The organism is Streptomyces sp. M41(2017) (assembly GCF_002078175.1).
Taxonomy (GTDB): Bacteria; Actinomycetota; Actinomycetes; order Streptomycetales; family Streptomycetaceae; genus Streptomyces.
Window position 1 is genome coordinate 2,322,142 of the sequence record NZ_MWFK01000002.1, and the last position, 18,933, is coordinate 2,341,074.

Consider the following 18,933-nt stretch of genomic DNA (forward strand, 5'->3'; position numbering starts at 1 on the left):
CCTCGCGCCATGATCATGCCCGTGTACCCGCCCAAGCCCGTGCCCGGCGACCGGATCGCCGTGCTCTCCCCGTCCAGCGGTCTGCCGGGGCTGCTCCCCCTGCCGTACGAATTGGGCCTGGAGCGACTGCGCGGAACGTTCGGGCTGGAACCCGTCGAGTATCCGACCACCCGGACGATGGGCTCCTCGGCGCGGGAACGGGCCGACGACCTCCACGCGGCGTTCGCCGACCCGACGATCAAGGCGGTCGTCGCGTCGATCGGCGGTGACGACCAGATCACGGTGCTGCCCCTGCTGGACCGGGAGTTGATCCGGGCGAACCTCAAGCCGTTCTTCGGATTCAGCGACAACACCAACCTGCTCGCCCATCTGTGGAACACCGGGATCGTCGGCTACCACGGCGCCACGGTCATGTGCGAGTTCGGCCGCCCCGGTGCGATGGACCCGCTGACCGCCGAGTCCGTACGAGCTGCCCTGTTCACGTCCGGGCCCTACGAGTTGCGGCCGGCCGAACGCTTTCGCGAGGTCGACCTGCCCTGGGACGACCCGGAGAGCTTCGCCCGCGAGCCGCGCACGGAGCCGGGCGCGGGATGGACGTGGGTGCGCCCGGACCGGGTGGTCGAGGGCCGCTCCTGGGGCGGCAACCTGGAGATCCTGTCGTGGCTGCTGATGGCCGACCGCGAGATCTCCCGCGACCTCTCCGTGTACGACGGTCACGTGCTGTTCCTGGAGACCTCGGAGGACATGCCCCGCGCCGACGACGTCTACTGGATCCTGCGGAGCATGGGCGAGCGCGGCCTCCTGGAGCGCTTCCCGGCGCTCCTCATGGGCCGGCCGAAGGCCTGGTCGTTCGACCGGCCGCTCGCCCCCGCGGACCGGGCCCGCTACGTCCGCGACCAGCGGGAAGCGGTTCGCCGCGCGGTCGACCGCTACGCCCCGGACATGATGGTCGTGTTCGACGTGGACCTCGGACACACCGATCCGCAGCTCGTCATGCCGTACGGCGGGACGGTCCGCGTCGACGGTCCCGCCCGGCGCATCACGGTCACCTACTGACCCGCGCCGCACTCCCGCACGCCCCCGTAACCCACCGTCACTGTGGGTAGTTGAGGCGGCATGCGCGACGTACGCTCCGTAAGGGCTCCCTCCATGCTGCGGCTCGCGGCCGCCTCGCTCGCCGGGACCGCCGTCGAGTTCTACGACTTCTTCGTCTACGGGACCGCCGCCGCGCTGGTGCTCGGGCCGCTGTTCTTCCCGACGTTCTCGCCCCTGGCGGGGACGCTGGCGGCCTTCGGGACGTTCGCCGTCGGGTTCGTCTCCCGGCCTCTGGGCTCCCTGCTCTTCGGGCACATCGGGGACCGGCGCGGGCGGCGGCCCGTGCTGGTCGCCTCCCTGCTGCTGACCGGCGCGGCGACCGTCGCGGTCGGCTGTGTCCCGGCGTACGACCGGATCGGGGTGGCGGCCCCGGTTCTGCTGCTGGTGCTGCGGTTCCTCCAGGGGCTCGGGCTCGGCGGGGAGTGGGGCGGGGCCGTGCTGCTGACGGCCGAGCACGCACCGGCGGAGCGGCGCGGACTGTGGTCGAGCTTCCCGCAGATCGGTCCGTCGGTCGGGTTCCTGCTCGCCAACGGCGTGATGCTGCTGCTGTCCGCGACGCTGTCCGACGCGCAGTTCGCGGCCTGGGGCTGGCGGGTGCCGTTCTGGGCCGCCGGGGTCCTCGCCCTCGCCGGGCTGTGGCTGCGTTCCTCGCTCACGGAGAGCCCACGCTTCCTGGAGGTGGGGGACCACGCGCGCGTGCCGCTCGTCGAGGTGGTGCGCGACCACTGGCGGCTCGTCCTGCTGACGGCCGGAGGTCTCGCGGTCGGGTACGCCGTCTTCTACACCGTGACGACCTGGGCACTCGCGTACGGCGTCGACCGGCTCGGGGTGAGCCGGGCGGTCATGCTCACGTGTGTCATGGCCGCCGTGGTGGTGCAGGGATCGCTGACGCCCCTGGTGGCCCTGCTGGGCGACCGCTACGGTCGGCGGCCGCTGTGCCTGGCGGGCTGCGCGGGCGCCGCTGTGTGGATGTTCCCGATGATCGGGCTGCTGTCGACGGGCGAGCCCCTGCTGATGTTCATCGGATTCCTGGTGGCGCTCCTGGCGTTCGTCGCGGTGTTCGCGGTGATCGCCGCGTACCTCCCGGAGCTGTACGAGCCCCGGGTGCGGTGCACGGGCGCGGCCGTCGGCTACAACCTGGGGGGCGTCCTCGGGGGCGCGCTCACCCCGGTCGTGGCGACGGCGGTGGCGAGCGGGGAGCGCGTTCCGTGGGGGGTGGCCGGCTATCTGACGGCTGTCGCGCTGCTGAGCCTCGGCTGTTTCGCCCTCCTTCCGGAGACCCGGCCGGTGCCCCGTCTGCGCGTCGTGCGCGCGGCCGAGTGAAGGCCGGTCAGGGGCATCAGGGGTTGATGGCGAGTTCCAGATAGGCGGCGAAGATCACGAGATGGACGCCGCCCTGGAGTGGGGTGGCCCGTCCGGGGACGACGGTCAGGGAACTCACCACCACCGTCAATGTCAGCAGCACCATCTCGGTGGGGCCGAGCCCGAGGACGAGCGGTCCCGAGAGCCAGACGGACGCGAGGGCGACGGCCGGGATGGTCAGGCCGATGCTGGCCATGGCCGAGCCGAGGGCGAGGTTGAGGCTCGTCTGCACCCGGTCCCGCCGGGCGGCCCGCAGGGCGGCGATCGTCTCGGGGAGCAGCACGAGCAGCGCGATGATCACACCGACCACGGAGTGCGGCATGCCGGCCGCCTCGACCCCGGACTCGATGGTCGGCGACACGCCCTTGGCGAGGCCGACCACGCCGACGAGGGCGAGGCCGAGGAGCCCGAGGCTGATGCGGGTCGTACGGGCGGTCGGGGCGTCGGCGTGGTCGTCCGCGTCGATGACCTGGCCCTGCCGGGTGATCGGCAGGAAGTAGTCGCGGTGCCGGACGGTCTGGGTGGCCACGAACAGGCCGTACAGGACCAGGGAGGCGACCGCGGCGAAGGTGAGTTGCGCCGTGGAGAACTCGGGCCCGTGCTTGCTGGTGGTGAAGGTCGGGAAGACCAGGCTGAGCGTGGCCAGCGTGGCGACGGTCGCGAGGGCGGCTCCGGTGCCCTCCGCGTTGAACACGGCCAGTCCGTGACGGAGTGAGGCGACGAGCAGGCACACGCCGACGATGCCGTTGCACGTGATCATCACGGCGGCGAACACCGTGTCGCGGGCCAGTGTCGAGCTCTTGTCCCCGCCGTCCGCCATCAGGGTCACGATCAGGGCGACTTCGATGATCGTGACCGCGACAGCGAGGACGAGTGATCCGAAGGGCTCACCCACCCGGTGCGCGACCACCTCGGCGTGGTGCACCGCGGCGAGCACGGCGCCGGCGAGGACGAGCGTCACCAGCGCCACGACCGCTGCGGGCAGGTCGCGGCCCCATGTGAGGGCCAGCAGCACCACCGCGGCGACGGGCACCACGGCGGTCCACTGCGTGAGAAGTGACCGGAGCCGAACGATCATGCCGCGATCGTCCCAGTCGGAAGCGTGCCCCGCACTCCGGCGCCATGCCGCTCGGGCCCGGTCCGGCGGGCCCCGCCGCCCGGGCCGGACGCCTCCGGGAGGGAGGCGCTCGGTATCCGGGTGGCGGACGCCGGGGACGATGGACGGCAGTTCACGGTGTACCGCTCCCGATCTGGTGGTTCCTGCGGTCGGTCGGCCGGGTCAGGCGTCGATGCTGTCCTCCTCCGTCTGCTCGGCCTCCTCGCGCGCCTGCTTCTTGGTCGCGATCAGGCTGGTGATCGTGGTGACCACGAGGACGGCGCAGATCACGCCGAGGGAGACCGGGATGGAGATCTCGGGGACGTGGACGCCGGACTCGTGCAGCGCGTGCAGGACCAGCTTGATGCCGATGAATCCGAGGATGACCGACAGGCCGTAGCTCAGGTGGACCAGCTTCTTGAGCAGGCCGCCGATGAGGAAGTACAGCTGCCGCAGACCCATCAGCGCGAACGCGTTGGCCGTGAAGACGATGTACGGGTCCTGGGTCAGGCCGAAGATCGCGGGGATCGAGTCGAGCGCGAAGAGGACGTCGGTGGTGCCGATCGCCAGCATGACGACCAGCATGGGCGTCATGACACGCTTGCCGTTCTCCCGGATCCACAGCTTGGTGCCGTGGTAGCGGTCGGCGACACCGAAGCGGCGCTCGGCCGCCTTGAGCAGCTTGTTCTCCTCGAACTCCTCGTCCTCCTCGTCCGCCCTCGCCTCCTGGATCAGCTTCCAGGCGGTGTAGATGAGGAAGGCACCGAAGATGTAGAAGACCCACGCGAAGTTGGCGATGATCGCGGCGCCCGCGGCGATGAAGATCGCGCGCAGGACCAGGGCTATGAGGACGCCGACGAGGAGCACCCGCTGCTGGTACTTCGAGGGCACGGCGAACTTGGCCATGATCAGGACGAAGACGAAGAGGTTGTCGACGCTCAGCGACTTCTCGGTGATGAATCCGGCGAAGAACTCTCCGGCAGGCTGGCCTCCGGAGAAGAGAAGCAGGCCGAGTCCGAACAGCCCGGCGAGGGCGATCCAGACGACCGTCCAGATGCCGGCTTCCTTGATCGATACGTCGTGCGGCTTTCGACCGATGAAGAAGTCGACCGCGATGAGTGCGGCAAGCCCGACGATGGTCAGGACCCACAGGGTCAGGGAAACATTCACTGCGCCTCCGGCAGTACGTAACGGCAGATTTCAGCGTCGTCGCTACCGGAGGTCTCTTCCACCCGAGGCCGCCGGGACGCTGGGTGCGCCCGGAGCCTGCGGGCCGACGCCCCGGGATCTGGCCTGATCCGTATTGACGGGTGCGCCGCAGCAGGTAGGGAGTACTCCCCTCCGTATGGAAAGACAGTACCCGAATCACCAAGGAAAGGTAAAGGGCTAAGTAAAAGAAAGACCAAGTATGCAGGTCAGAGGCCTTTACTGATGCTTGGTAAAACGCTTTGGAGGCGTGATGCGGGTCAGCGGTCCCAGGGTCGGCGGGCCGCGGCCACCTGCGCGAGAACGCGCTCCAGCACCTGGCTGCCGGCGGGCATCAGTGAGGGCTCGAACGTCCACGCGTGCCCGACCCAGGGGTCGGCGAGATGGTCGTCCGGCACCGGGGTGATCCGCAGCAGCGCCCGCCACAACGGGTCGAGCAGCGGCCCGTAGGCGGCCGCGTCCTCCCGGTCGGCCACCATCATCAGATGGACGCCGACGGACGGGCCCTCGTCCGCCAGGTAGCGGAGCTGGGTCACGGCGCGGTCGTCGAAGCCGTGCGGGAAATCGTTGACGATCAGCAGTTGCTCGGCGGTGTCGAGGCCCGGCGGCAGCGAGTCGGCCGCTCCCCCGCGCAACGCCATCTGGACCAGGTCGACGCGCTGGGTGAGCCGGGCCAGTACGTCCGTGACGCCTGCGGCACCGACCGCCGGTGGACCCGCGAGCACCCCGGACCGAACGAGCGGGGCGAGCGAGGACGCTCCGGCGCCGGCCGCGTCGATGACATGAACAGTGAACTCGCCCGCGGGATAGACCGCGAGCAGCCGGGCCGCGTGCGCCACCGCCGTGTCCATGGCGAGGCGGCGCAGTTGGTCGGAGTCGGCGAGCGTGCCGTCGAGCGCAGCGCGACCGCTGTCGATCCACAGTCCGCGCTCCAGCGGCAGGCGCATCAGCATCGGAATGCTCAGCGTGCCGCTCTCCGGCAGGGAGAGGTCGCCGAGGCGGACCGCCATCGGGATCTCCATGGGCGGCCGGTAGCCGTGCCAGACCGGGTTGTCCCAGCTCGCGTAGGCCGTGGGCAGCGCGGGCTCCACGACCTCCGCCTCCGCGGTCAGCTGAGCGAGGTCCCGGTCCAGGGCCGCGCGGGCCTGGTCGACGAGATCCGCGTGCTTGGCGCGGGCCGCCTCGCGGGCGGCGTCGCCTTGGCCGCCGATCCGGCTGCGCGGGTCGGACAGGGCGTGGTCGAGCTCCTTCTCCATGCGCGAGTCGGCGAAGTCGACAGCACTGCGGTACGCGGCGACAGTCCGCGCCAGGTCCTCGAACATGCCCCACACCTGGTTGTACAGGCGCTCGTCCATGGACCAGCCGGTCGCGTCACCCGCGACGGGCCGGGCCGGCCGGCCCGGCTCGGCGGGAGGCGCGGTCGGCGGGGGCGGTGGCGGGGCCGAGGTCCGGCGGCCGGGGTGGCTGTAGTCGATCGGGCCGCCCGCCGGCGAGGACGGCTGGGTGACGGCGGAGGGGTCGGGCTGCGCGGAGCCGCCTGGATATCCCGTCGGGGCCGGAGTGGCACTCCCGGACCCGGCGAGGTCGTACGGGGACTGGGGCGGGGTCGTGCCGCCGGGCGCGCCCTGCACTCCAGGACCGGTGCGTGGCTGGTCGGGGCCCGGCGCGGAGGCGGCCGCCTGCCGGGAACGGTCGCTGTCGGGTGTGCGGGGCGGGGGTGCCGCGACCGAACGGGCGACGCCCTGGGCCACCGCTTCGTTGATCGTCCCGGCGAGTTGCCGGGCCTCGGGAAGACCCTGGTCGCCGAGGAGTTCGGCGAGACCGCCCGCGTAACCCTGCCCGACCGCCCGGATCTTCCAGGCGTCCTGTCTGCGATAGAGCTCCAGGGCCACGACGGCTGATTCGGCGTCGAGGCCCGTGAGGGTGAAGCTGGCGATCTCGGCGCCGTCGAGACCGGTGACCGCGACGAAGGGGGCGGCGACGGCCCCGAACCGGACGGGGCCGCCGGTCGCCGTGGGCAGCGCGAGGAGCACGCTGACCCGGTGCACGGCCGGCGGCAGGGCGTCCAGGTCGAAGGCGAGACGGTGGTCGGCCGCCGCCTGCTGGGAGACCTCGAGCCCGGGCAGGGTGGGCGCGCCCGGATGGGCCACCCACTCGACACCGCGGACCCTGCCCTGCTCGTCGCTGAGCGTGGCCCCCGCCACGACCGGTTTCCCGGCCGAGACCCGGACCTCGAGTCGGACCTGGGAGAGCGGATGGTTCTGCCCCCGGACCAGCTCGGCCGTCATCGCCTGTCCCCCTATGTCGCTTCGTGCGTGGCGTGCCGACCGGCCTACAGGTGCGGCAGTATCGCCGGCATCAGGTCCTGGAACGTGCGGCCGTTGGCCGGCGTGCCGAGGGCCGTCATCTGCCAGCCGCTGCCGGCGCGGTGCACCTTCGCCATGATCTGCGCGGTGTACTGGCCACCGCCCGCGAGGGTGTAGCGGGCGAGCTCCTGGCCGTTGGTCTCGTCGACGAGACGGCAGAACGCGTTCTGCACTTCCTGGAAGGTCTGGCCCGTGAAGGAGTTCACGGTGAAGATGATCTGGTCGATGTGGACCGGGATGCGCTGCAGGTCGACGAGGATGGCCTCGTCGTCGCCGCCCTGGCCGACGCCGCCGACCAGGTTGTCACCGGTGTGCCGGACCGAGCCGTCGTCGCTGACGAGGTGCCGGAAGAACACCACGTCAACGGGCTGCTTGTCCGCGAACAGCACGGCGGAGGCGTCCAGGTCGATCTCCCGGGTGCGCGAGCCGAACAGGCCGCGCCGGGGAGCCGCCTGCCAGCCGAGACCCATGCGGACCGCGGTCAGCGTGCCCCCGTCGTTCTTCTGCAGACTGATGGCCTGACCCTTGGTCATGTTGACCGTCACGCGCTGTTCCCCTCTCGAACTGTCCCCTGTTGCCGCGGACTCCGCGGATGAGCAGCACCCTACGCAGCGGCGGTGACGGCGCCGAACCCCGGGACGTACTTTGTGTCGGTCTTGCAACACAGAGCGCATCCGCCGAGGTCCGACGCCGTCCGCGCGGCCGTCAGGCCATGCCCGCCTCCCTCATCTGACGCAGTTCCTTCTTCATCTCGGAGACCTCGTCGCGCAGACGGGCCGCGATCTCGAAGTGGAGGTCGGCGGCGGCCGCGCGCATGCGCTCCGTCAGCTCCTCGATCTGCCCGGCCAGTTCGGCAGCCGGGCGGTCGGTGGGCACGGTGTCCGCGTTCTTCGCGGACTTGGCCGCCTTGCCGGCCTTCGCGGCCTTGCCGCCGAGCGCGGGCACGGGGGCCTTGGCGCCCTTGCCGTCCTTCGACTTCCGGTACCCGGAGCCGAGGAGCTGCTCGGTGTCGACGTCCTCGCGGGCGATCTGCGCCACGATGTCGTTGATCTTCTTGCGGAGGGGCTGCGGGTCGATGCCCCTCTCCTTGTTGTACGCGATCTGCTTCTCGCGGCGCCGGTTGGTCTCGTCGATGGCCTTCGCCATCGCCGGGGTGATCTTGTCCGCGTACATGTGGACCTGCCCGGACACATTGCGCGCCGCTCGGCCGATGGTCTGGATCAGCGAGGTCCCGGACCGCAGGAAGCCCTCCTTGTCGGCGTCGAGGATCGCCACCAGGGAGACCTCGGGAAGGTCGAGTCCCTCACGCAGGAGGTTGATGCCGACCAGGACGTCGAACTCGCCCGCTCGCAGCTCGCGCAGCAGCTCGACGCGGCGCAGGGTGTCGACGTCGCTGTGCAGATAGCGGACCTGGATGCCCAGCTCGAGGAAGTAGTCGGTGAGATCCTCGGCCATCTTCTTGGTGAGCGTGGTGACCAGGACGCGCTCGTCCTTCTCGGTCCGCTTGCGGATCTCGTGCACCAGGTCGTCGATCTGGCCCTCGGTGGACTTCACGACGACCTCGGGGTCGATGAGGCCGGTGGGTCGGATGATCTGCTCGACGTGGCCGTCCGAGCGGGACAGCTCGTACTGTCCGGGGGTCGCCGAGAGGTAGACGGTCTGGCCGATGCGCTTCTGGAACTCCTCCCACTTCAGCGGGCGGTTGTCCAGGGCGGAGGGCAGCCGGAAGCCGTGGTCGACGAGGGTGCGCTTGCGGGAGGCGTCGCCCTCGTACATCGCGCCGATCTGGGGAACCGTGACGTGCGACTCGTCGATGACGAGCAGGAAGTCGTCCGGGAAGTAGTCGATGAGGGTGTTCGGCGGGGAGCCGGGCTCGCGGCCGTCGAAGTGCATCGAGTAGTTCTCCACGCCGGAGCAGGAGCCGATCTGGCGGAGCATCTCGATGTCGTACGTCGTCCGCATGCGCAGGCGCTGGGCCTCCAGCAGCTTGCCCTGCTTGTCCAGCTCGGCGAGGCGCTGCTCCAGCTCCTTCTCGATGTCGTTCACCGCGCGCTCCATGCGCTCGGGTCCGGCCACGTAGTGCGAGGCGGGGAAGACGTAGACCTGCTCGTCGTCGCTGATGACCTCGCCGGTGAGCGGGTGGAGCGTGGAGAGGGCCTCGATCTCGTCGCCGAACATCTCGATGCGGACGGCGAGCTCCTCGTAGACCGGGAAGATCTCGATGGTGTCGCCGCGGACGCGGAAGGTGCCGCGGGCGAACGCCACGTCGTTGCGCGTGTACTGGATGTCGACGAAGCGGCGCAGCAGGTCGTCGCGGTCGATCTCGTCGCCCACCTTGAGGTTGACCATGCGGTCCACGTACTCCTGCGGCGTGCCGAGGCCGTAGATGCAGGAGACCGAGGCGACCACGACGACGTCGCGGCGGGTCAGCAGGGAGTTGGTCGCGGAGTGGCGCAGCCGCTCCACCTCCTCGTTGATCGAGGAGTCCTTCTCGATGTAGGTGTCCGACTGCGGGACGTAGGCCTCGGGCTGGTAGTAGTCGTAGTACGAGACGAAGTACTCGACGGCGTTGTTCGGGAGCAGCTCGCGGAACTCGTTGGCCAGCTGGGCGGCCAGGGTTTTGTTCGGGGCCATGACGAGCGTGGGGCGCTGGAGCTTCTCGATCATCCACGCGGTGGTGGCGGACTTGCCGGTGCCGGTCGCGCCCAGGAGCACGACATCTTTCTCACCCGCGGTGATGCGCTTCTCCAGGTCGGCGATGGCCGTGGGCTGGTCACCGCCGGGCTGGAAGGAGCTGACGACCTCGAAGGGCGCCACCGAACGTTCGATCTTGGATACGGGCCGCATGCAATCCACCGTACGACCCCGCACTGACAACCGGGTCGGATCAGCGGCTCTGCGGGGCTCCGGAACGGCGTCCGCGGTCCGGTCCGGAGCGGACGGCCGTCCTGCGGGCGGGGCGTGCGGTGACCGTGTGTGCCGGGATGCCGGGCCGCCGGCTCTCCGCGGGGGTCCAGTCGGCCCTGCCCATGACCATGAGCGGGTCGAACAGGACGACGACGCCGGCCAGGCAGAGGAAGGCCAGGGGGCCGATCATCATGGGCGCGAGCAGGGAGGCCGCCGAGTCCCCGGCGGGGCTGGCGCCCGCCGAGCCGTGCAGGTGGACGCTGAGGGCGGCCATTCCCGTGTAGTGCATCCCGCTGACGGCGAGTCCCATGACGAGGCTCGCTCCCACGCTCCACAGGAATCCGCGCACCTGTCCGGCCGCCCAGAGGGCCGCGGTCGCGGCCACCACGGCGATGACGACCGAGGCGGACACGGTGAACGTGTTGTATTCGAGGTTCCCGTTGAGCCGCATCCCGGCCATGCCCAGGTAGTGCATGGAGGCGACGCCGAGACCGGTGATGGTCCCGCCGGTGAAGAGGGCCGTCCCGGTGGCGCCCTGGTAGCCGACGATGAAGATCCCGATGCCGACCATCACGATCGCGACGCCCAGACTCGCGAAGGTCGTCGGCCGGTCGTAGTGGACGGGGGTCTCGTCGACCGCGAACCCCATCATCGCGATGAAGTGCATCGTCCATATGCCGGATGCGATCGCGACCGAGCCGAGCGCGAGCCAGCCGGCCCGCCACGGACCGGCGACGAGCATCGACCGGGTGGTGCAGCGCAGTCCCAGTGCCCCGCCCAGGCAGGCCATGAAGTACGCCACCAGCGGTGTGACGAGTCCGTAACTGAAGCCGTCGACCGTGCCCTGCATGCGCGGCTGCCCTTCCGCTGTCGCTCTGTGAACTCTCCGAAACGCTCCCACCCTCGGGACCGCGGGAGCGGACCGGGCTGAGGCAGAGAGTATGACCCCCACCGGAATGGTCGAACGATTTTCCGGCAAAGAAACACGACCTCCCCCCACCTGTGCGGCGCAAGTGAGCGGACTTGGGCAACTCCATTCAATTCACGGCCATCTCGCTAACCGCCTTCGTTGACTCTCTGCTGTCACTCTGTTGCTGTCCGTTATCTCTCGAAGCAAGGAGTACGCATGCTTGCGCGCGTTGCCGCCGCCACGACCGCCGCGCTTCTCGGGGGAGCCGTTCTGATACTGCCCAGCCCGCACGCCAAGGCCGGCGACCGGACCACGACCCCGCTGGTCGTCGCCCACCGGGGCGCCTCCGCCTACGCGCCCGAGAACACCCTGGCCGCCATCGACCACGCCGCCGAGCTGGGATTCGACTGGGTCGAGAACGACGTCCAGCGCACGAAGGACGGGCAACTGGTCGTCCTGCACGACGACTCACTGGCCCGTACGACCGATGTGGAGGAGGTCTACCCCGACCGCGCCCCCTGGAAGGTCAAGGACTTCACCGCGGCGGAGATCGCCCGCCTGGACGCCGGGAGCTGGTTCGGCGCCCGGTACGCGGGCGTGCGGGTGCCGACCCTGAAGGAGTACATGGAGCGTGTCTCGCACAACCATCAGAAGCTCGTCCTGGAGATCAAGAACCCCGAGCTGTATCCGGGCATCGAGCGGCAGACCCTCAAGCTCCTGAGCAACGAGGGCTGGCTGGACCCGGTGCACCTGAGGGACCGTCTGATCGTGCAGAGCTTCAGCGCCGACAGCGTGCGGATCGTGCACGACTTGCGACCGGGCATCACGACGGCGCTCCTGGGCACACCGGCGGTCGCTGACCTGCCCCGGTACGCCCGGTTCGCCGATCAGGTCAACCCGGACCACACCTCGCTCTCGGCCGACTACGTCTCCGCGGTCCACGCGCTGCACGGGCCGCACGGCCGGATGAAGGTGTTCGCCTGGACCGTGGACGACGCGGCCGCCGCCCGCCGCGTGGCGGGCTTCGGGGTGGACGGCGTCATCACGAACGTGCCCGACGTGGTGAGCAGGACCCTGGACGTACCGCGACGGCCGCACGCCCAGGGCTGATCGGAACGGCAGGCTCCAGGGCGCGACGCCCGTGGCGTGGACCGGTACCTCCGGCTCCGCCACGGGCGTTGTCAGTGGCCGGCCGTACCGTGGAGCGCATGAACAGCCATGGGCCCGAAGGGCAGCAGGTCGTTTGGGCGGTCGTCGGCACGGACATCGGCCCGCTGCTCCTCGCGGCGACCCGCGACGGCCTGGTGAACGTCGTCTTCCACGCCTCGGACGCGGTACGGGACAAGGCGCTCGACCGGCTCGCGTCCCGTCTGGGCAGCGCGCCCGTCGAGGCACCGGACTCCCCGCTCCTCGCCGAGGCGATACGCCAGGTCGAGGCGTACTTCGCCGGAGCACGCCGCGACTTCGACCTGCCGCTCGACTGGTCCTTGATCTCCGGGTTCAACCGCCAGGTGCTGCGCGAGCTGAACGCGGGCGTTCCGTTCGGTTCCGTCGTCGGGTACGGCGACCTGGCCGGCCGGGTCGGCCAGCCGGGCGCGGCGCAGGCCGTCGGGGTGGCGATGGGCTCGAACCCACTGCCGGTCGTGGTGCCCTGCCACCGCGTGGTCGAGCGTGACGGCGGGATCGGCGGGTTCGGGGGCGGCCTGGAGACCAAGCGGAAGCTGCTGGCCCTGGAGGGGGTCCTCCCCGAGCCGCTGTTCTGACGCCGCCGTCGCCGCCGTCGCCCCGCTGAGGCCGGCGTCATCCTCCCCGCGGTTCCGGTGCTCAGAGGCTGATGTGGTACGCCTTGCGGAGTGTCTCGTGGACGGTCCACGTCGTGCGGTCGCCCTCGCGCAGCACCGCCGCGTCGCCGGGTCCCACCTCGATGACGTCACCGCCCTCGACCTCGATGGTGGCGCGCCCGCTGACGACGACGAACAGCTCGTTCGCCTCGGTGTCGGTCACCACGCCCGGCGTGATCTGCCAGATGCCGCGCAGCTGCTTGCCGTCGGCGGACTCCCACAGCACCTTGCCCGTCACGACGGGTTCGCCGGAGACGATCTGGGCCGGGTCCAGCGGCTCGGTCTCCAGTTCGGCGTCGGGAATGTGGACGGCGAAGGACGGGGTGGCCTGGGAGTTCGTGGTCATGAGCGCACACCCTAAGGGCACGCCCGCGCGTCTGCGCGAGGAGGGTCGCCTCGCCGGGCCGGGGAGGGTCTCCCTCCTCGCGCGGGTGGTCGCGCCGCCGTTCGAGAAAGTCCCGACGCGCGGGGTGGCCGGGAGGCCCGCCCGGTAGCAGACTCCGCCCTGCGCACAGCCGCTGGCGTCCGACGTCACGAAGCCGAAGGGACGGCGAACAGGCATGAGCGGAAGCGGAAACAGGGCAGTCGCGTATCTCAAGCCGGGTGCGGTCGAGGTCAGGACCATCGACCATCCGACGCTTGAACTGCAGGACGGGCCGGGGGTGGCTGCCGACAACGTCGGCCGCACGTGCCGGCATGGAGTCGTTCTCAAGGTGCTCGCCAGCAACATCTGCGGCAGTGACCAGCACATGGTGCGCGGCCGTACGACCGCGCCGGAAGGACTGGTCCTCGGACACGAGATCACCGGAGAGGTGGTGGAGCGCGGCCCGGACGTCGAGTTCATCGAGGTCGGCGACATCGTCTCGGTGCCGTTCAACATCGCCTGCGGGCGGTGCCGCAACTGCAAGGAGCGCAACACCGGCATCTGTCTGAACGTCAACCCGGCGCGGCCCGGCGCGGCCTACGGCTATGTCGACATGGGCGGCTGGGTCGGCGGCCAGGCCGAGTACGCCATGATCCCGTACGCGGACTTCAATCTGCTGAAGTTCCCCGATCGCGAGCAGGCCCTCGAGAAGCTCCTGGACCTGACGATGCTGTCGGACATCTTCCCGACCGGATTCCACGGTGCGGTCACCGCGGGCGCCGGAGTGGGTTCGACGGTGTACGTCGCCGGCGCGGGCCCGGTGGGACTGGCCGCGGCGGCGTCGGCGCAGTTGCTGGGCGCCGCGGTCGTCATCGTCGGGGACCTCAACGCCGAGCGCCTCGCCCAGGCGCGGAGTTTCGGCTGCGAGACCGTCGACGTGTCGCAGGGCGGTGTGGAGGACCAGATCGCGCAGATCCTGGGTGAACCCGAGGTCGACGCGGCGGTCGACGCGGTGGGCTTCGAGGCGCGGGGACACGGCAGGGACGCCGAGGAGGCTCCCGCGACCGTCCTCAACTCGCTGATGGGCGTCACGCGCGCGGGCGGGTCCCTCGGCATTCCGGGTCTCTACGTGACGGACGACCCGGGAGGGATCGACCAGGACGCGCGGACCGGGACGCTGAAGGTGCGCCTGGGCCTGGGCTGGGCCAAGAGCCACCGGTTCACCACGGGACAGTGCCCGGTGATGCGGTACCACCGAGGGCTGATGAAGGCGATCCTGCACGAGCGCGTGCACATCGCCAAGGCGGTCAACGCGACCGTGATCAGCCTGGACGACGCACCGCGCGGCTACGCGGAGTTCGACCAGGGCGCCGGCCGCAAGTACGTCATCGATCCCCATGGGGCACTCGCGGGCGTACGGCCCGTCTGATCCCGTAGGGGAAGGGGTGCTCCCGCGCGTGGGAGCACCCCTTCCCCTGTCCTGCTCCCGTCGGCGGAGCCCCTGTTCGCCCTCGCCGTCCGCCAGGTGTCGTACGCCGCGGGTCCTGGTGGTTTGGGAGGACGCGTCGCCCGCCAGAGATCCAGGGACGGGGAACCTCGACCGACAGGAGACAGACGCGTGATCGTGGTGTCCGAAGAGGTGCGGGAGGCGCTCGACGCGCGCCGGCCGGTGGTGGCCCTGGAGTCGACGATCATCGCGCACGGGCTGCCCCGTCCGCGCAATCTGCAGGTCGCCCTCGACCTGGAGGAGGTCGTCCGGGAGCAGGGTGCCGTACCCGCGACGATCGCCGTGCTCGACGGCCGGCCCCATGTCGGCCTGGACAAGGAGCAGGTGGAGCGGGTCGCGAACGAGGACGGCATCCGCAAGCTGGGCCACCGCGATCTGCCGCTCGCCGTGGCCTCGGGGGCGAGCGGGGCGACGACGGTGTCCGCCACGGCCCTGCTCGCGGCGCGCGCCGGGGTACGGGTGTTCGCGACGGGCGGGCTCGGCGGTGTGCACCGTGAATGGACGGTGACCCAGGACGAGTCCGCCGATCTGGGGCTGCTGGCGCGCACCCGCATCACGGTGGTGTGCGCGGGCGTCAAGTCGATCCTGGACGTGCCGGCGACGCTTCAACGTCTGGAGACGCTGGGCGTGGCGGTCGCCGGGTACGGCACGGACCGGTTCCCGGGCTTCTACCTGTCCGACTCGGGACACCCCGTCGACTGGACACTGGACTCCCCCGAGCAGGTGGCGGAGGTGATGCGCGCCCAGGACGCGTTGGACTCCCCCGAGTCGGCGCTGATCGTGGCGAACCCCGTTCCGCGGGAGGAGCAGCTCGATCCGTCGCTGCACGCGCGTGTGCTCGCCGACGCGTTGCTGGCGTGCGAGGAGGAGGGGATCACCGGGCAGGCGGTGACGCCGTTCCTGCTCGGCTATCTGGTCCGGCACACCGACGGCGCCTCACTCAGCGCCAATCTGGCGGCGGTGCGGGGCAACGTCCGCCTCGCGGGACGGATCGCGGCGGCCTGGGCGAGCGCGTGAGCGGCGCGGGCCGGGACGCTCACGAACGCCCTCCGGCGAGTGGGGACAGCGCGGACCCCGGCCAGGGTTCGCGCCCCGATGGCGGCGCCCTGCTCGTCGTCGGGGACGTGGTCACCGATGTCGTGGCGCAGCATCGCGGACCGCTCGCGTCCGGCACGGACACGGTCGCCGCCATCCGCACCGTGCCGGGCGGCGCGGGCGCCAATGTCGCGTGCTGGGCCGCGTTCGAGGGCTGTGCGGACGTACGGCTGCTCGGCCGGGTCGGTGCCGACGCGGCGGAGTGGCACGAACGTGAGCTGTTGGCAGGCGGTGTGCGGCCGCTCCTGGTCACGGACCCGGAGGCGCCGACGGGGACGGTCGTCTGTCTCGTGGACTCCGGCGCGTCGGCGGAGCGTACGTTCCTCACGGACAGCGGGGCGTCGCTGCGGCTCGCTCCGCAGGACTGGTCGCCGGCACTGCTCACCGGGGTCGGGCGGCTGCATCTGTCGGGATATCTGTTCTTCTCCGAGCCGAGCAGGGCGCTGGTGTCGGTGGTGCTGGAGTCGGCCCGCTCGGCCGGCGTGCCGGTGAGCGTCGACCCCGCGTCGGCCGGCTTCCTCACCGCGTCGGGTGTGGACCGCTTCCTGGAACTGGCGGCGGGGGCGGACGTGCTGCTGCCCAGCCGGGACGAGGCCTGTCTGCTGACGGGGCTGCCCGATCCGGCGGACGCGGCGGCCAAGTTGAGCCGTCAGTTCCCCCTGGTCGTCGTCAAGCAGGGCGGTGCCGGTGCCCTGGTGGCCCGGTCCGGGACCGTCCGGGCACGTGTCCCGGCACGGTCGGTGACGCCCCGGGACACGACGGGCGCGGGTGACGCCTTCACCGGCGCGTTCCTCGCCGCACTGCTCGCGGGAACCGCGCCGGAGGCCGCCGCGGTCGCCGGATGCGCGGCGGGAGCGAAGGCGGTGGAACGGGTCGGAGGGAGGCCACCGGCGCACTGTTGACAGGCGGCCGTCGGCGCCTCGGACGACAAGGCGGCCCCGGGGATCGCCTCCCGGCGGGGCGGGTCGTCACCGCTGTCGCGGCACGGCGCCACCGGGACGGACCACCGCGGCGGTCACTGCCCGGCGCCGGCGGCCGTTCAGCCCTTGCGCCCCCAGGCCGAGATCATGGGTGCCGTCGCCAGGTCCATGGAGCCGGCGGCGACGTTCGCCAGGTGCTGGTCGATCTCGTCCTCGGTCGCGAGGCCCGCCGTGACGAGCTGGTCGCGGATCTGACGCACCGTCGCCGCTTCCAGGACGGTGCAGGCTGGAGAGGTGACGGGGAAGTACGCGTCGGCCTCGACGCCGCGCAGCCCGGCCTCACGGAGCAGGCGCGGGAGTTTGCGGCCGTAGGAGAGGTCGGCGCCGCGGTCGGCGAGGAGCTTGCGGAACCCCTGGCGCAGCCGGTTCGCGAGCTGCTGCTCGGGGCCGTGCTCGTCGGGGCAGAGGAGGGGCTGGAGCGCCGGATCGGCGTCCTCGACGAGGAGTCGGCCACCGGGCCGCAGGGCCTTGATCATCGACCGCAACGCCCGCTCCCGGTCCGGCACATGGACCAGTACGAGCCGGGCGTGCACGAGGTCGAAACCTTCGCCGGGCGGCTCCTCGGTGCCCACGTCGTGGACGCGGACCTGGACCGGGGGACGGGCCGCCGAGGCTGCCCACGAGGTGTCGATGTCGGTCGCGACGACCTTGCCGGTGGGCCCGACCTTCTTGGCGAGCCAGGACACCACGGACGTGCCGCCCGCCCCGACCTCCCAGCAGCGCCAGCCGGATCCGATGCCGAAGCGCTCCATGTGCCGGAACGTCGTGGGGTCGAAGAGGGTGGCGAAGGCCTGGAAGCGCTGTCCCGCCTCGTCCTGCTGGTTGTCGAGGAGATACCCGTCGGTTCGCGTCATGGGGGGATCCTCCCAGTTGACCGGCTTGTCGGGCCGTCCATCCCGCCGGGCGGAGGGGTCGGCCACCCCGCACGGCGGAACGGAATCCTCCATTCCCACAGCCTTTTCCGGTGGCGGAGCGGGACTGGCAGACTGGCTCGCCAGGCGCAGATCGCGGCCCGAGGAGTTCCACGAGGAGATCCCATGTCCATGGCAGGGAATTTGCGGAGGGTGACGGCGCTGAGTGCCGTCGGCGGCCTCCGCAAGGTGGCACGGCTGACGCGGCGGCGGCCCCGTGTCGACCTGAGTCACCACGCCCGGTCACCGCTGGGCTCCGCGGTGGTGAACTGCGTGGCCTACCAGGGAGGCGCCCGGGTTCCGGAGGGGCGGGACCTGGTCGACACCCTGGAGCGGATCCGCAAGCGGGACGAGGGATTCGTCTGGCTCGGACTGCACGAGCCGACGGAGCAGGAGTTCGCGGGCATCGCCGAACTCTTCGACCTGCACCCGCTGGCCGTCGAGGACGCGGTGGAGGCCCATCAGCGTCCGAAGCTGGAGCGGTACGGCGACACGCTGTTCGCCGTGTTCAAAACAGTCTGCTACGTGGAGCACACCGAGCTGACGGCGACCAGCGAGGTGGTCGACACCGGCGAGATCATGGTGTTCGTCGGGCCGGACTTCGTCATCACCGTGCGCCACGGCCGGCACGGCTCACTGGGCCCGCTGCGGGAGGAACTGGAGTCGGATCCGGCGCAGTTGTCGAAGGGGCCGGCCGCCGTCCTGCACGCGATAGCGGACCACGTCGTCGACGACTACGTGAGCGTCACCGACTCCGTCCAGGCGGACATCGACCAGGTCGAGGCCGACGTGTTCGCCGAGAACGGCGCCCGCACGGACGCGGGCCGTATCTACCAGCTCAAGCGTGAACTGCTCGAACTGAAGCGGGCCGCGGTGCCGCTCGCCCGCCCGGTCCAGGAGCTGGCGACCCGGCCGATCCGCGTGGTCGACCCGGAGATACAGGCGTACTTCCGGGACGTCTCGGACCATCTGCTGCGGGCCACCGAACAGATAGCCGCCTTCGACGAACTGCTCAACTCGATCCTGCAGGCCCACCTGGCACAGGTGACGGTCGCACAGAACGAGGACATGCGGAAGATCACGGCGTGGGCCGCGGTCATCGCCGTGCCCACGATGGTCTGCGGGGTGTACGGCATGAACTTCGACAACATGCCCGAGCTGCACTGGAGGTTCGGCTATCCCATCGTCATCGGCGTCATATCCGTCGCCTGTCTCGTCCTCTACCGGGGCTTCCGGCGCAACGGCTGGCTCTGACACTGACACACCTCTCGCCCGGCACGGCCGGCCGGACGA

The 18,933-nt window shown here is 70.9% G+C and carries 17 protein-coding genes; 9 read left to right on the forward strand and 8 right to left on the reverse strand.

The window, feature by feature from the left end; genetic code table 11:
• Positions 1-9: 9 nt before the first annotated feature.
• Positions 10-1,056, forward strand: a complete 1,047-nt coding sequence (locus tag B0675_RS36075) for a S66 peptidase family protein (RefSeq protein WP_081223800.1) — start codon at positions 10-12, stop codon at positions 1,054-1,056.
• A gap of 60 nt (positions 1,057-1,116) precedes the next feature.
• A complete protein-coding gene (locus B0675_RS36080) occupies positions 1,117-2,418 on the forward strand; it encodes an MFS transporter (protein ID WP_081223801.1) in 1,302 nt (433 codons plus the stop codon).
• Positions 2,419-2,434: 16 nt separating this feature from the next.
• Here the strand turns inward: B0675_RS36080 and B0675_RS36085 are convergent, their stop codons facing one another.
• The 6 genes from B0675_RS36085 to B0675_RS36110 all read right to left on the reverse strand — a co-directional run bounded on the left by B0675_RS36085 (position 2,435) and on the right by B0675_RS36110 (position 10,882).
• Positions 2,435-3,535, reverse strand: a complete 1,101-nt coding sequence (locus B0675_RS36085; RefSeq protein ID WP_081223802.1) for an ionic transporter y4hA — start codon at positions 3,533-3,535, stop codon at positions 2,435-2,437.
• Positions 3,536-3,736: 201 nt separating this feature from the next.
• Positions 3,737-4,723 (reverse strand): TerC/Alx family metal homeostasis membrane protein, encoded by a 987-nt coding sequence (locus B0675_RS36090; RefSeq protein WP_107482917.1) that lies wholly within the window; start codon positions 4,721-4,723, stop codon positions 3,737-3,739.
• 296 nt (positions 4,724-5,019) lie between these two features.
• Positions 5,020-7,047 carry a TerD family protein gene (locus B0675_RS36095; protein WP_081223803.1) on the reverse strand — a complete coding sequence of 676 codons (2,028 nt, stop codon included), beginning with the start codon at positions 7,045-7,047 and terminating at the stop codon, positions 5,020-5,022.
• A gap of 44 nt (positions 7,048-7,091) precedes the next feature.
• On the reverse strand, positions 7,092-7,670 hold the full coding sequence (locus tag B0675_RS36100; RefSeq protein WP_081223804.1) for a TerD family protein: 579 nt from the start codon (positions 7,668-7,670) through the stop codon (positions 7,092-7,094).
• A 160-nt stretch (positions 7,671-7,830) separates the two neighbouring features.
• The gene (gene uvrB / locus B0675_RS36105) at positions 7,831-9,972 is read right to left on the reverse strand and encodes an excinuclease ABC subunit UvrB (protein WP_081223805.1); all 2,142 of its coding nucleotides are present in this window, start codon (positions 9,970-9,972) and stop codon (positions 7,831-7,833) included.
• A 40-nt stretch (positions 9,973-10,012) separates the two neighbouring features.
• Complete coding sequence (locus B0675_RS36110; RefSeq protein WP_081223806.1) at positions 10,013-10,882, reverse strand: MHYT domain-containing protein; 870 nt, start codon at positions 10,880-10,882, stop codon at positions 10,013-10,015.
• 276 nt (positions 10,883-11,158) lie between these two features.
• Between B0675_RS36110 and B0675_RS36115 the strand changes: the two genes are divergently transcribed.
• Both B0675_RS36115 and B0675_RS36120 read left to right on the forward strand, forming a co-directional pair.
• Positions 11,159-12,052, forward strand: coding sequence for a glycerophosphodiester phosphodiesterase family protein (locus B0675_RS36115; RefSeq protein WP_081223807.1), 894 nt, complete (start codon positions 11,159-11,161; stop codon positions 12,050-12,052).
• Between the two features lie 98 nt (positions 12,053-12,150).
• Positions 12,151-12,705: a methylated-DNA--[protein]-cysteine S-methyltransferase gene (locus B0675_RS36120; RefSeq protein WP_081223808.1), complete on the forward strand. Its 555-nt coding sequence runs from the start codon at positions 12,151-12,153 to the stop codon at positions 12,703-12,705.
• 61 nt (positions 12,706-12,766) lie between these two features.
• Here the strand turns inward: B0675_RS36120 and B0675_RS36125 are convergent, their stop codons facing one another.
• On the reverse strand, positions 12,767-13,129 hold the full coding sequence (locus B0675_RS36125; protein ID WP_081223809.1) for a cupin domain-containing protein: 363 nt from the start codon (positions 13,127-13,129) through the stop codon (positions 12,767-12,769).
• Here B0675_RS36125 and B0675_RS41630 point away from each other — a divergent pair.
• From B0675_RS41630 to B0675_RS36140, 4 genes are all read left to right on the forward strand, one after another.
• Positions 13,128-13,277 (forward strand): hypothetical protein, encoded by a 150-nt coding sequence (locus tag B0675_RS41630; RefSeq protein WP_179165503.1) that lies wholly within the window; start codon positions 13,128-13,130, stop codon positions 13,275-13,277. The two genes, B0675_RS36125 and B0675_RS41630, sit on opposite strands and share 2 nt — an antisense overlap.
• A 66-nt stretch (positions 13,278-13,343) precedes the next feature.
• Positions 13,344-14,576, forward strand: a complete 1,233-nt coding sequence (gene fdhA, locus B0675_RS36130; protein WP_081223810.1) for a formaldehyde dehydrogenase, glutathione-independent — start codon at positions 13,344-13,346, stop codon at positions 14,574-14,576.
• Positions 14,577-14,765: 189 nt separating this feature from the next.
• Positions 14,766-15,671: a pseudouridine-5'-phosphate glycosidase gene (locus tag B0675_RS36135; RefSeq protein ID WP_081223811.1), complete on the forward strand. Its 906-nt coding sequence runs from the start codon at positions 14,766-14,768 to the stop codon at positions 15,669-15,671.
• Between the two features lie 89 nt (positions 15,672-15,760).
• Complete coding sequence (locus B0675_RS36140) at positions 15,761-16,651, forward strand: sugar kinase (protein ID WP_241540127.1); 891 nt, start codon at positions 15,761-15,763, stop codon at positions 16,649-16,651.
• Between the two features lie 137 nt (positions 16,652-16,788).
• On the opposite strand, the gene B0675_RS36145 is transcribed toward B0675_RS36140, so the two are convergent.
• Entirely contained in the window at positions 16,789-17,583 is a 795-nt protein-coding gene (locus B0675_RS36145; RefSeq protein ID WP_081224080.1) for a methyltransferase domain-containing protein, read from the reverse strand.
• A 183-nt stretch (positions 17,584-17,766) separates the two neighbouring features.
• Here B0675_RS36145 and B0675_RS36150 point away from each other — a divergent pair, with 183 nt between their 5' ends.
• Entirely contained in the window at positions 17,767-18,894 is a 1,128-nt protein-coding gene (locus B0675_RS36150) for a magnesium and cobalt transport protein CorA (protein WP_081223813.1), read from the forward strand.
• Positions 18,895-18,933 lie beyond the last annotated feature (39 nt).

What these genes read in the sequence shown, in the direction of transcription:
- B0675_RS36085 (WP_081223802.1), bottom strand. Translation starts at nt 3,535, where the DNA reads ATGATCGTTCGGCTCCGGTCACTTCTCACGCAGTGGACCGCCGTGGTG.
- B0675_RS36080 (WP_081223801.1), top strand. Translation starts at nt 1,117, where the DNA reads ATGCGCGACGTACGCTCCGTAAGGGCTCCCTCCATGCTGCGGCTCGCG.
- B0675_RS36145 (WP_081224080.1), bottom strand. Translation starts at nt 17,583, where the DNA reads ATGACGCGAACCGACGGGTATCTCCTCGACAACCAGCAGGACGAGGCG.
- B0675_RS36095 (WP_081223803.1), bottom strand. Translation starts at nt 7,047, where the DNA reads ATGACGGCCGAGCTGGTCCGGGGGCAGAACCATCCGCTCTCCCAGGTC.
- uvrB (WP_081223805.1), bottom strand. Translation starts at nt 9,972, where the DNA reads ATGCGGCCCGTATCCAAGATCGAACGTTCGGTGGCGCCCTTCGAGGTC.
- B0675_RS36110 (WP_081223806.1), bottom strand. Translation starts at nt 10,882, where the DNA reads ATGCAGGGCACGGTCGACGGCTTCAGTTACGGACTCGTCACACCGCTG.
- B0675_RS36120 (WP_081223808.1), top strand. Translation starts at nt 12,151, where the DNA reads ATGAACAGCCATGGGCCCGAAGGGCAGCAGGTCGTTTGGGCGGTCGTC.
- B0675_RS36115 (WP_081223807.1), top strand. Translation starts at nt 11,159, where the DNA reads ATGCTTGCGCGCGTTGCCGCCGCCACGACCGCCGCGCTTCTCGGGGGA.
- B0675_RS36150 (WP_081223813.1), top strand. Translation starts at nt 17,767, where the DNA reads ATGTCCATGGCAGGGAATTTGCGGAGGGTGACGGCGCTGAGTGCCGTC.
- fdhA (WP_081223810.1), top strand. Translation starts at nt 13,344, where the DNA reads ATGAGCGGAAGCGGAAACAGGGCAGTCGCGTATCTCAAGCCGGGTGCG.
- B0675_RS41630 (WP_179165503.1), top strand. Translation starts at nt 13,128, where the DNA reads ATGAGCGCACACCCTAAGGGCACGCCCGCGCGTCTGCGCGAGGAGGGT.
- B0675_RS36125 (WP_081223809.1), bottom strand. Translation starts at nt 13,129, where the DNA reads ATGACCACGAACTCCCAGGCCACCCCGTCCTTCGCCGTCCACATTCCC.
- B0675_RS36075 (WP_081223800.1), top strand. Translation starts at nt 10, where the DNA reads ATGATCATGCCCGTGTACCCGCCCAAGCCCGTGCCCGGCGACCGGATC.